Source organism: Rufibacter hautae, assembly GCF_008271695.1.
GTDB lineage: Bacteria > Bacteroidota > Bacteroidia > Cytophagales > Hymenobacteraceae > Nibribacter > Nibribacter hautae.
On sequence record NZ_VKKY01000002.1, the window covers coordinates 1,032,987 to 1,045,016 of the forward strand.

Sequence of the window (12,030 nt, forward strand, 5' to 3'; positions counted from 1 at the left end):
TCTCCAAATCTACTACTCCTGATTCATCTTTCTAACCATGGTCATGATGGTAGCGATGGCCACGGTTTCGCCAATTTCATCGGTGACATCCACGAGCCATTTCACGATGCCTTTGGCTACATCTTCCTCGCTGCGTTTTTCCTGGGCCACTTTTTCTTTCACGGTCAGTTTCACCCCGATGGTCATGCCTGGGTAAACAGGTTTGGTGAAGCGGCAGCTTTCTAGGCCGTAGTTCAGCAGTACAGGGCCTTTTTTGGGGTCCACGAACATACCGGCTGCTTTGGAGAGGATGTAGTAGCCGTGAGCCACACGGCCAGTGAACAGGGTGCCTTCCAAAGAAGTGGCGTCCACGTGGGCGTAGAAATGGTCACCAGAAACGTTGGCGAAGTTGGTGATATCGGATTCGGTGACGGTGTGGCGGTGGGTGACCCAAGTCTCGGAGATCTCCAATTCCTCAAAATGCTTCCGAAACGGGTGCACGTCTTTCTCTATCTGCTTCGCGCCTTGTTGGTACACGCCGGTAATAGCAGTGATCATGGAGGGTGAACCTTGGATGGCCGTGCGTTGCATGAAGTGCTTCACGCCGCGTACGCCGCCCATCTCCTCGCCTCCGCCGGCGCGGCCCGGACCACCGTGCGTGAGCATAGGCATGGGTGAGCCGTGGCCGGTGCTTTCCTTCGCGCAGGCATTGTCCAGGACCAGAATACGTCCGTGGTGGGTAGCAGCGCCTATGGCAAACTGTTGGGCGATTTCTGGATCTGCGGTGGCAATGGAAGACACCAGCGAGCCTTTACCCATTTTAGTCAGTTCAATGGCCTCGTTCAGGTGTTTGTAGGGCATGATGGTGGCAACCGGCCCGAATGCCTCCACCTCATGGGTATCGGTGTACCGGAAAGGCTCCGGATTCAGCATCACGATGGGTGAGATAAAGGCACCTTTCTCCTGGTCTGCTCCTACCAAATTTACTTTGTCCAAGTCGCCGTACACAATGGGTGTCTGCTTGGCCAGTTCTTTCACCTGCTCGCGCAATTTCTTCAATTGTTCTCTGCCCACCAGCGCCCCCATACGCACACCCTCCGCCTGCGGATCCCCGATGGCAGTTTTGGAAAGCTCTTTGCCCAGGGCAATCTGCACGTCTTCTACTAACTTCTCAGGCACAATGGCGCGGCGGATGGCGGTACATTTTTGCCCAGCCTTGGCCGTAATCTCCTTCCGGATTTCCTTGATAAATAAATCAAACTCAAATGTGCCAGGTACCGCGTCTTCCCCCAGCACAGAGCTGTTCAAGGAGTCTGCTTCCATGGTAAACGGAACGGCTTCCTGGATAAGTCGCGGGTGCGCCTTCAGCAAACGCCCGGTATGTGCCGATCCCGTGAAGGTCACCACATCCTGGTAGGTTACATGGTCCAGAATGCCTTCGCCGGTGCCGGTCACCAGTTGCAGTGCTCCTTCGGGTAATATGTTGGAGGCGATGATTTCCCGCACCACGGCCTCGGTGAGGAAAGCGGTGATGGGCGCCGGTTTCACAATGGCCGGCATGCCTGCCAGCAGGTTCACGGCTATTTTCTCCAGCATGCCCCAAACCGGAAAATTGTACGCGTTGATGTGCACGGCCACGCCTTCTTTCGGCACCAGGATGTGGTGCCCCATGAACGTGCCACCCTTTGACAGCCCCACCGGTTCATCCTCCACAAAGTAAGGTTTGTCGGGGAATTGCTTACGCAGGGAAGCATAGGCAAACAGGTTCCCGATGCCGCCTTCAATGTCCACCCAGCTATCGGCGCGGGTGGCCCCGGTGCGGTAGCTCAGCTTATAGAAATCTTCTTTTCTGGCTTGCAGGTGCAGCGCCAGGGCCTTAAGCATGCGGCCTCGTTCCTGGAACGTCATTTTCCGGAGGGCTTTGTTTCCCTTGGCTCGGGCAAACTCCATCATGGCGTTGAAATCCAGCCCGCCGCTGTACGCGAGACAGATCAGATCACCCGTGACGGCATCCACAATCTCGCTTTCCTTTCCGGATCCGGGCGTCCACTGGCCCATGGCGTAATTCTGCAATACTGCGGTCATATTTTTGGTTGTTAGTTTCTGATGGTTAATTTTTTGATCTGCAAATGGTGAACTATAGAAAGGCGTTTAAAGCCGATCTTTGGGAAAACGGGCCTAAAACAGATGCTTAACCGCTTTTCCGTTCGGTCCAGGTTTGGTAGCCAGTTTCCTGCACCTTTCGGTCAGTGGGCACTTCGCGGAGGGGTTCGCAGGGCTTCAGGGTGGCGTGGCAATCGGCGGGAAGCTGCATGTAGATTTGGGTGCCTTCGGTTTTCCAGTGGATCATCTCATCGCTCACCTCTTTCACAATCTTATGCGGATTGCCCACCACCACACTGCGCGGGGGGATCTTTTCATCGGCCCGCACGAAACAAAGGGCACCTACAATGCTCTCGTCGCCAATCTCTACCCGGTCCATGACCACTGCGTTCATGCCCACCATCACATTGCGCCCAATAGTAGCCCCGTGGATGATAGCGCCGTGGCCAATGTGGGCCATTTCCTTCAACAGCACCGTAGTGCCCGGAAACATATGAATGGTACAGTTCTCCTGCACGTTGCAGTTGTCTTCAATGATGATCTGACCCCAGTCACCCCTGATAGCGGCTCCCGGTCCCACGTACACGTTTCTCCCGATGACCACATTTCCCGTCACCGTGGCCTGCGGATGCACAAAGGCGCTTTCATGCACCACCGGGATATAGCCGTTGAACTCGTAAATCATACGCGTTCAATGATGGCGGCGTACCCCTGGCCCACGCCCACGCACATGGTCACCAGCGCATACCGCTTGTTTTGTCTTTGCAGTTCCAGAGCAGCCGAGTTCAGGATTCTGGCCCCACTCATGCCCAAGGGGTGTCCTAAGGCAATTGCCCCACCGTTAGGGTTGATGCGCGGATCACGGTCATCGATGCCCAAGGCCCGGGTACAAGTCAGCACCTGGGAGGCAAAAGCTTCATTAATCTCAATTAGGTCCATGTCATCCAGGGTGAGGCCGGCTCTCTGAAGGGCCATATGAGTCGCGGGCACCGGCCCCATGCCCATGTACCGGGGCTCTACCCCAGCGGCGCCCATGGATACGTAGCGCGCCTTGGGCGTGAGGTTGTACTTCTTCAGCCCATCCTCTGAGGCAAACAGGAGCGCAGCCGCCCCATCGTTCAACCCCGAGGCATTTCCTGCCGTTACGGTTCCTTCTTTATGGAAGGCGGGCCTAAGCTTGGCCAATACTTCTGAAGTGGTGGTGGGCTTGATAAACTCGTCCTGGACAAACATTTTAGGCTCACCTTTCTTCTGCGGAATCTGCACTGGCACAATCTCCTGGGCTAGAATTCCAGCTTCCTGGGCTTTGGTGGCTTTTTGCTGAGACCATAGCGCAAACGCATCCTGGTCTTCACGGGTGATACCCTCCCGGCGCGCCAGGTTCTCGGCGGTCTCGCCCATACCATCAGTACCGAACACCTCGTGGATTTTAGGGTTTACAAACCGCCATCCGAAGCTGGAGTCAAACATTTGGGCATCACGACCAAAAGGGGTACTTGTCTTAGAGATAACCCAAGGTCCGCGTGTCATGTTCTCCAACCCTCCGGCGACAAATAGGTCACCGTCGCCGGCCTGAATGGCGCGCGCGGCAGCTACCGAGGCAGAAAGCCCAGAGGCACACAGCCGGTTCACAGTTTCGCCGGGTACAGAGAAGGGCAAGCCTGCTAATAGTAAAGACATGCGGGCAACGTTCCGGTTATCCTCCCCGGCCTGGTTGGCGCAGCCCATGATCACATCGGCTATGGCGGCTAGATCTACACTGGGGTTCCGTTTCAACAACTCCTCTATCACAAGGGCGCCCAAATCATCAGGCCGCACCGTGGCCAATGCCCCTCCAAAATTCCCGATGGGCGTGCGCACGCCGTCAACTAAGTATGCTTGCTTCATGGTGGTTCTGTTGTATGTTAAAACTGAACCTTCAGAGTGGTCAGGTTCAAAGTTTCTTTTTGTTGGAGCTACTGTAGGGGCAATCCCTTGTGGTTGCCCCTACAGTAGTTACGAATAATAATGGCTTCTTCGACCTACCTGGTCATGCCCAACCTCCTTCAAAGGAGGACGGAATGCGTGTTGATCTTTGCCTCTGATTACTGTTACCCTACTACTCGTTTAAAGCCTTCTTTTATAACAACGTGTCTCCTCAGCCTAAGAACGTGCTGTTCTCGCGGACTACTTTTCTCAGGAGCGGGCTGGCGCGGTAGCGGTCTTCGTGGTATTCTTTGTAGAGGGCGTCCAGGTTGGCTAGAATGTGTTCCGGACCTAGTTCATCGGCCCATGCCAGCAAACCTTTGGGGTAGTTCACTCCTTTGGTCATGGCTAGTTCCAGGTCTTCTTTGGTAGCCACATGCATGGCAAGGGCATCCACGGCCTCGTTGATGAGCATGGCCAGGATACGGGTAAGGATTTGCTCGCCCAACTTTTCGTCTTTTGTTGGTTCCGGGAGTACGGCTCCTTCCTGGTAGTTGTAGAACCCTCTCCCCGATTTCCGGCCGAAATAGCCGGCCTCAAACAGGCGCTTTTGGGTAAAGGAGGGCTTATAGCGCGGATCATAGAAAAACGAGGCAAAAACGGATTCCGTGACGCGGTAATTGACATCGTGCCCAATGAAGTCCATGAGGGTGAACGGTCCCATCTTGAAACCGCCCAGCGCGGTCATGGCCCAGTCAATGGTAGCGATGTCGGCGCTGCCTTCCTCGTAGATGCGAATGGCCTCGCCGTAGAAGGGACGCGCCACCCGGTTCACGATGAAGCCGGGGGTGTCTTTAGCTATGACGGGCACTTTGCCCCAGGACTGTACCAGGTACTTTATCTCCTCTGCCAAGCCGTTGCGGGTCTGCACGGCGGGGATGATCTCCACCAAAGGCATCAACGGGGCTGGGTTGAAAAAGTGAATCCCGATCACGCGTTCTGGTTTTTCGCAGGCGGCGGCAATGGAGGCAATAGACAAAGAGGAAGTATTGGTAGCCAGGACACACTCATCGGTGACCATCAATTCCAACTCCTTGAACAGCTGTTGCTTCACCTGCAGATCCTCTACCACCGCTTCCAGTACCAAGTCGCAGTTCCCGAACTCCTGGTTGTTCTCAGTAAAGTTGAGCCGGTCCATAATCTCGGCCGCCTCATTTTCTGACAACCTGCCTTTTGAGGACATTTTCCGCAACGTGTCTTTGATAGATTGTGCCGCCCGCTGCAGTGCCTGGGCGTTTTTGTCCAGCAGGTGGACCTTGTGGCCTGCCGTGGCGATAACCTGCGCAATGCCAGAGCCCATGGCTCCGCTCCCGATGATGCCTACAATCATTGCCCTTTAAAGTTAGGTTGACGTTTCTGGATAAAGGCTTCTACCCCTTCCTTGAAATCTTCAGTCTGCCCAGCCTTTTGCTGGTAAACGGCTTCCTGCTCCAGCTGTTCTGAGAGGGAATTCTGGAACGTGCCGTTGAGCAATTGTTTGGTATAGGCTAAGCCTTTGGTGGGCATGGAGGCTAGTTTCTGGGCCAGCGCCAAGGCTTCTGCTGCAAATGAATCCTCCGGAAAGGTTTTGTAGATCATGCCCATTTGCATGGCTTCAGTAGCGGATACTTTGTCGCCGGTCATCATCAAAGCCGAGGCGCGCTGCAGCCCGATGAGGCGAGGCAGGAAATAGGTACCGGCGCTGTCTGGGATCAACCCTATTTTGCTGAACGCCTGAATAAAGGAAGCCGATTCTTTGGCCACTACAAGATCGCAGGCCAGGGCCAGGTTCGCGCCCGCTCCGGCGGCTACTCCGTTCACCGCGGCTATGACGGGTTTCTCCAGTTCACGCAGAAGGAGGATGATAGGGTTGTAATGCTGCACCACAATCTCAGAGACCTCCATGCTATTAGGGCCGGTGGCCTCCGCCAAATCCTGGCCGGCGCAGAAGGCTTTCCCTTCACCGGTCAGCAGCACCGCGCGCACTGCTTCGTCCTGAGCGCAGTGCCGCAGGTGATCCTGCAGAGCCAAAGCCATTTCACGGTTAAAGCTGTTGAAGACGTTGGGCCGGTTGAGCGTGAGCGTGGCTACGCCGTTTTCCAGAGAGTATTTGATGTAGTCGCTGTGGGTCATAGTTTTATTTGAGGCACTTGAAATAGTCAAAAGGCTCCAGGCAGTCGTTGCATTGGTAATGGGCCTTGCAGGAAGTGGAACCGAACTGGCTGACAAGTTTGGTGTTTTCTGATTTGCAGAGCGGGCACCGCACCGCCGTATCCCTCCCGAAGAGGGCGTGGATGTCGCCGGCGGGTTCTACCGGGGGTGCAATGCCGTAGGCCTCCAGTTTGTCTTTCCCCTCGGGGGTCAGCCAGTCGGTGGTCCAGGCTGGACTGAGCTGCAGATCCACAGCCACGTCTTTGAACCCTTCGGCCAAAAGCTTTATCCTGATATCGGCGGCGATGGTGTTCATGGCCGGGCACCCCGAATAGGTGGGCGTGATGGTCACCTGTACCTTCCCACCTTCCTGCACCTGCACTTTTTTGAGCACGCCAAGGTCCAGGATGCTCAGCACCGGAATCTCCGGGTCAGAAACTTCCTCTAAAAGCTTCCAGATGTGGTCTTCAGTGGTTAGGTTTTGGGTTACCAGTGCCATTTTAATTTTATAGATTCTGAAGGTAAGGCGCTTGTCTCCTGTTTTTGGCCTACTTAGTCAAAAGCAGCCTCTAAACAGGAATTGTTTTTTACCACTCCAACCCCGGATAAGCCCGCTGCAGGTATTGCAACTCGGTTAAGAGATAGCCCAAGTGCTCTGAGTGCCGGCCAGTTTTGCCGCCTTTCTGCATGAACACGTTTTGGGGCACCTCCAAAGTGGCCTCGGCGAACACCTTACCCACGTGCGCCTCCCATTGGCTCAGTAAACCGCTGTAATCCGGAATGAAGCCAGCCTGGGCCAGTGCTTTCTCAGTATCGGTCATGGTGTAGAGCTCGCCGGAGAACATCCAGAGGTTGTCCAGGGCTTTCTGGATGCGGCGGCGGCTTTCCTCAGTGCCGTCACCCAGCCGAATGATCCATTCTGCGCTCCACTTCACGTGGTAGCTGGCTTCTTTAAACGACTTTGCCGCGATGCCCGCCAGACCTTTGTCGGGGCTGTTTTGGAGCTCTTTCAGCAAAAAGAAGTGAAAACCGTCAAAGAGAAACTGCCGCATGACCGTGTCCCCGAAATCACCGTTAGGTTGTTCCACCAGCAGCGGGTTCTTGTACTCCACGGCATCCCGCAGGGACGCCAGGTCATCCTCGGTGCGCCCCTGGCCTTCCAACTCAGCGGCGTATTGGTAAAGGCTGCGGGACTCTCCAATCAAATCCAGCGCGATGTTAGCCATAGCCAGGTCCTGCTCCAGGATGGGACCGTGCCCGCACCACTCAGAAAGCCGGTGTCCTAGGATAAGGCTGGTATCGGCGAGTTGCAGGGTGTAGTCATACACGAGCGCCCGGATCTCAGGCGAATAACCTTGCAGATCAACCGTAGGTTTATGGTGTAGGTCCATGGCGCTTACATGTTTTTGATTTCGGCGGGAACCTCGTAGAAGGTAGGGTGCCGGTACACTTTGTCGTTGGCGGGGTCGAAGAAGGCTCCAGCCTCGTCTGGGTTGGAGGCGTGCACGTGCTTTGACTCCACTACCCAAATGCTCACCCCTTCCATGCGGCGGGTGTAGACGTCGCGGGCGTTCTGGATGGCCATCTCGGCATCGGCGGCGTGCAGGCTGCCTACGTGTTTATGGTCAAGGCCCTGTTTGCTTCTGATGAAGACTTCCCACAGGGGCCATTCTTTCTGCTGACTCATATCAATTGAGTGAATGTGTGGTTGAGTGAAGGAGTGATTGTAACACCCACTAATTTTATTTTGCCTGATTAGCGGCTTCCCGAGCGGCACGTTTCTGGGCGTGGGCCAAGGCGGCTTCGCGCACCCAGGCGCCTTCTTCGTAGGCTTTCACGCGGGTGTTGATGCGGTCTTTGTTGCAGGGCCCGTTGCCTTTCACCACGTTCCAGAACTCTTCCCAGTCCACGTCCCCGAAATCATAGCCGTTTTTTGCCTCGTTCCACTTCAGGTCTTTGTCGGGCACGGTGAGGCCCAGAAACTCGGCTTGCGGCACCATCATATCCACGAACCGCTGGCGCAGCTCATCGTTGGTGAACCGCTTGATTTTCCACCGCATGGACTGCTCGGTATTGGGCGACTCAGCATCCTTCGGACCGAACATCATGAGCGTTGGCCACCACCACCGGTTGAAGGCCTCCTGGGCCATTTTCTTCTGGGCGGGTGCCCCGTTGCACAAGGACATCATGATCTCAAACCCCTGGCGCTGGTGGAAGCTTTCCTCTTTGCACACCCGCACCATGGCCCGGGCGTAAGGTCCGTAGGAAGTCCTGATCAAAGGCACCTGGTTCATGATGGCCGCGCCATCCACGAGCCAGCCAATTGCCCCGATATCGGCCCAGGAAAGAGTTGGATAGTTGAAGATGCTGGAGTATTTGGCTTTGCCTGAGTGCAGGTCGGCGATCATCTGGTCACGGGAAGTGCCCAGCGTCTCAGCGGCGCTGTAGAGGTACAAGCCGTGGCCGGCCTCATCCTGCACCTTGGAGAGCAGAATGGCCTTCCGCTTGAGCGAGGGGGCGCGGGTGATCCAGTTGCCCTCGGGCAGCATGCCTACAATCTCGGAGTGGGCGTGCTGCGAAATCTGGCGCACCAGCGTTTTACGGTACTGCTCTGGCATCCAGTCTTTTGGCTCAATGCGGATCTCTTTCGCGATCTTCTCCTCAAACGCTTCTTCCAGTGATTTTTCTATGATCGTTTCCATACCCTTTTAACTGTTGTACTGATACTTACGTTTCTTTTGCGCCCTGCGGCGACCCCTTTGTTTTTAGCCTGTTTTCAAGAAAATGCGGCCTAAACATTTTGTAGGGGCCATCCCTTGTGGTTGCCCTAATTGCACCAAACAGCAAAGGGCAACCACAAGGGATGGCCCCTCCATTTTATTGATCAAAATCTACTACCACGCGCTCGGATAAAGGACGGGCCTGGCAGGTGAGGATGTAGCCAGCGGCTACTTCCTCGGGTTCCAGGGAATAGTTCACGTCCATCTCCACCTCTCCTTCCAGCACCTTGGCGCGGCAGGTGCTGCACACGCCGCCTTTGCAGGAGTACGGAACATCGGCACCGGTTTCGGCGGCGGCGTCCAGGATGGTATTGCCGTAGTATGACATCTCCAGGTTGAGGTAGTTCCCATCCAGACGCACCTGCACCCGGCTTTTCTTGTCTTCGTGGGCTTGGGCGTTTTCGGCCCGTTTTTGGGATTTCTGCCCCGATTCAGCGGCGGTAAAAAGTTCGAAGTGGATGCGCTCGCGGGCTACGCCAGCTTCTTCCAACGCTTCCTTCGCCCCGAAGATCATTTCCTCGGGTCCGCAGATAAAGCACTCGTCTATTTCCTCGGCCTTGATGATTTTCTGCAGGAACAACTCGGTTTTCCCCTTGTCAATACGCCCGAACAGAAGATCAGTGTCTCCGTGCTCACGGCTGAGGATGTGGTACACGCTGAGACGTTCCAGAAACTTGTTCTTAAGGCCTTCAATCTCTTCCTTGAACATGATGGAGTTGCGCCCGCGGTTACCGTACAGGAGCAACACCTGGCTTTTAGGCTCGGCGAGCAGGACCGTCTTGATGATGGAAAGGATGGGCGTGATGCCGCTGCCGGCCGCCACCATAAGGTAGCTTTTCTGCTGTTCTGGATGTACTTGGGTGTAGAATTTGCCCATGGGCGGCATCACCTCCAGTTCCTCGCCGGGTTGCAACGCCTCATTGGCAAAGGAAGAAAAACGGCCCTCCGGCACTTTCTTGATGGCTACCTTCCAGATGTTCTCAAGCGGGCTGGAGCAGATGGAATAGGATCTTCTCAGCTCCTCGCCGTTGTGGTGCCTCCTGAACGTGAGGTACTGCCCTTGGGTATAGCGGAAGGTGTCTTTGAGTTCTTCGGGCACATCCAGGGTCACGGTCACGCTGTCGTGCGTTTCACGGTCTACTTTCTTTATTCTGACTTTATGAAATCTGCTCATGCTTCCTTTTTGCCCAAACCGTTAAATAAGATCGTGAGGATGGTGTCTTCCAGTTCTTCCAAGGAGATGCCCCGGTTGGGCCGCCACCAAAGCTCTACCCAACGCACCGCCGATAAAAGCGTGAAAAGCGCCACCGATTGATTCACCTCTTCCAACTCCCCCGCCTGAATGCCCTGCTCAATCACCTTTGACAAGCCTTTCTCATATTGGCTTCTCAGGTCTTTGAACTCTGCCAAAGACTCCGTAGCCAGGTACTTCCAGTCGTTGTTCGCCACGGAGACCTCGGCGCCTTTGGTGGCCATTAGGTGAATGTGCAACCGCACCAAGGCCTTTAGTTTGTCTATAAAAGGGGTGTTGGCTTTTTCAATCTCGGCTAGTTGCGTGATGTAGATGGAGGCGATGTCAAAACAGATGGTCTTCAGGATCTCGTCTTTGGAGCTGATGTAATGGTACATGGTGGCGGCATCCATCCCTACCCGTTCTGCCAGGTCCCGCATGGAAGTCCCCCCGAAGCCTTTCTGCTTAAACAGCCGGGCTGCTTCTTCCATGATGCTCTCCCGCCGGATTTCCTTCTTTTTCTTTGTCATTTGACCTGATTGTCGATCAAAGTTTCATAAGCATCTCCCATCTCACCTACACTAGGCAAGCTATTTCCATTGCTGCTCTGGGAACAAGTATACCAAGATAAACGCAATTATTCAAATGTTCGTTTGAATTTTAAACAAAATAATCTTTCCTATTAAATAGATACGAAAAAGCCCATCAAACTCTGGTCTATCAGAGCCTGACGGGCTTTCAGCATCTTATTGAAGCCTTCCTACTTGCCTAAAGAGTAAGAAGGTTTACTAGTTAGTCATTCTTCACCAGGAACTCGTAGCGCTTGTTTTCTTTCTCGTCCAGTACGCACACGAAATCACCGGTTTTTAAGGGTTGCTCCAGCACCAGTTTGCCAGAGGTTTTATAACCTGAAACTCCTGCCACAATGGTTGGGGAAACTACGCCGTCAATTTTTGTTCTCATCTTTTCTTTACCGGCCGCATCCAACACTAAAATAGTGAACAGTTTAGGATCCACTGATGCAGGTGTGTAGCGGGAGATGTCTACCTGCAAAAAGCCCCCAACCGGAACTTTGGCCAGTTCTTCTTTCTTTACTGCCTCATTCCATTTCTTGGTACGGGCATCTTTCTGGATTCTGGCCTGCAACTCTTTCGGTGTTTCATACACTACTGCCGTGGTTTTGTTGGAGGTTACATCCAGAATGTTCACGTCTTTGGTAGGTACTGGCTGAGGGTGCTTTTTAACTTCTTGGGCTGCTACAAACAGGGGCAACATGAGCATAACAGAGAGTAATACTTTTTTCATAAAGGGTTAGGTAAGGTTGAAGGATCAAAATTATCAGCAACAATTCACTTTTACAAGAAAAATGCAATTTAAGAATAGTAGCAGAGTTAAGGTAAGACCAAGTTATCTAGGACACCAAATGTAAGCCCAAACAGGTTTGAACTTGATTTTGAAGGCTTACACTTGTCCCAAAGCGTAAGTTTTTCTGTATTATTCACCACCTTAAAATGATGCTTTGTGGTAATCATTTCCTGAAGGTAAATCCTTTTTTTGATTTTCCCACATTAGGTATTTGTAGGTAGTAAAATTACTTCCAATTATATAGACTATTTAAGCTTTTTACCTTATATAAGCTATTGCAATTTTTTAACTATTTGAAGGACAAGCAGGTTTAACAATGACAAGCTTGTTTTAGCTGCGTTTTATGAAAATGCATCATAAACTGAGCACCTTCCCTACCTCTAACCTTATTCTAAGATTACAGGATTACTGTTTTTGTGCGTGCCGGAAAGATGAAACCTCTGCTCCATTTCGGCATCAAAGAGGTATAAACTATAG

The 12,030-nt window shown here is 53.4% G+C and carries 12 protein-coding genes; all 12 read right to left on the bottom strand.

Translation table 11 applies throughout. The features are described 5' to 3' along the window. Nucleotides 1-12 precede the first annotated feature (12 nt). A complete protein-coding gene (gene paaZ, locus FOA19_RS13130) occupies nucleotides 13-2,064 on the bottom strand; it encodes a phenylacetic acid degradation bifunctional protein PaaZ (RefSeq protein WP_149091259.1) in 2,052 nt (683 codons plus the stop codon). Nucleotides 2,065-2,170: 106 nt separating this feature from the next. Continuing rightward, nucleotides 2,171-2,767: an acyltransferase gene (locus tag FOA19_RS13135; protein WP_149091260.1), complete on the bottom strand. Its 597-nt coding sequence runs from the start codon at nucleotides 2,765-2,767 to the stop codon at nucleotides 2,171-2,173. Beyond that, nucleotides 2,764-3,969, bottom strand: coding sequence for a 3-oxoadipyl-CoA thiolase (gene pcaF / locus FOA19_RS13140; RefSeq protein WP_149091261.1), 1,206 nt, complete (start codon nucleotides 3,967-3,969; stop codon nucleotides 2,764-2,766). The genes FOA19_RS13135 and pcaF overlap by 4 nt, the downstream gene beginning before the upstream one ends. 250 nt (nucleotides 3,970-4,219) lie before the next feature. After that, nucleotides 4,220-5,377 carry a 3-hydroxyacyl-CoA dehydrogenase NAD-binding domain-containing protein gene (locus FOA19_RS13145; protein ID WP_149091262.1) on the bottom strand — a complete coding sequence of 386 codons (1,158 nt, stop codon included), beginning with the start codon at nucleotides 5,375-5,377 and terminating at the stop codon, nucleotides 4,220-4,222. Then, on the bottom strand, nucleotides 5,374-6,159 hold the full coding sequence (locus tag FOA19_RS13150) for an enoyl-CoA hydratase-related protein (RefSeq protein WP_149091263.1): 786 nt from the start codon (nucleotides 6,157-6,159) through the stop codon (nucleotides 5,374-5,376). The genes FOA19_RS13145 and FOA19_RS13150 overlap by 4 nt, the downstream gene beginning before the upstream one ends. 4 nt (nucleotides 6,160-6,163) lie before the next feature. Next, nucleotides 6,164-6,676 (bottom strand): 1,2-phenylacetyl-CoA epoxidase subunit PaaD, encoded by a 513-nt coding sequence (gene paaD, locus FOA19_RS13155; RefSeq protein ID WP_149091264.1) that lies wholly within the window; start codon nucleotides 6,674-6,676, stop codon nucleotides 6,164-6,166. Nucleotides 6,677-6,764: 88 nt separating this feature from the next. Continuing rightward, a complete protein-coding gene (gene paaC, locus FOA19_RS13160; protein WP_149091265.1) occupies nucleotides 6,765-7,568 on the bottom strand; it encodes a 1,2-phenylacetyl-CoA epoxidase subunit PaaC in 804 nt (267 codons plus the stop codon). Between the two features lie 5 nt (nucleotides 7,569-7,573). Next, nucleotides 7,574-7,864 carry a 1,2-phenylacetyl-CoA epoxidase subunit PaaB gene (gene paaB / locus FOA19_RS13165; protein WP_149091266.1) on the bottom strand — a complete coding sequence of 97 codons (291 nt, stop codon included), beginning with the start codon at nucleotides 7,862-7,864 and terminating at the stop codon, nucleotides 7,574-7,576. A gap of 55 nt (nucleotides 7,865-7,919) precedes the next feature. After that, a complete protein-coding gene (gene paaA, locus FOA19_RS13170; RefSeq protein ID WP_149091267.1) occupies nucleotides 7,920-8,879 on the bottom strand; it encodes a 1,2-phenylacetyl-CoA epoxidase subunit PaaA in 960 nt (319 codons plus the stop codon). A gap of 175 nt (nucleotides 8,880-9,054) precedes the next feature. Continuing rightward, nucleotides 9,055-10,131 (bottom strand): 1,2-phenylacetyl-CoA epoxidase subunit PaaE, encoded by a 1,077-nt coding sequence (paaE, locus tag FOA19_RS13175; protein WP_149091268.1) that lies wholly within the window; start codon nucleotides 10,129-10,131, stop codon nucleotides 9,055-9,057. After that, nucleotides 10,128-10,718, bottom strand: a complete 591-nt coding sequence (locus FOA19_RS13180; protein WP_149091269.1) for a TetR/AcrR family transcriptional regulator — start codon at nucleotides 10,716-10,718, stop codon at nucleotides 10,128-10,130. Before FOA19_RS13180 ends, paaE begins: the two co-directional genes overlap by 4 nt. Nucleotides 10,719-10,980: 262 nt before the next feature. Beyond that, the gene (locus tag FOA19_RS13185) at nucleotides 10,981-11,493 is read right to left on the bottom strand and encodes a hypothetical protein (RefSeq protein WP_149091270.1); all 513 of its coding nucleotides are present in this window, start codon (nucleotides 11,491-11,493) and stop codon (nucleotides 10,981-10,983) included. Nucleotides 11,494-12,030 lie beyond the last annotated feature (537 nt).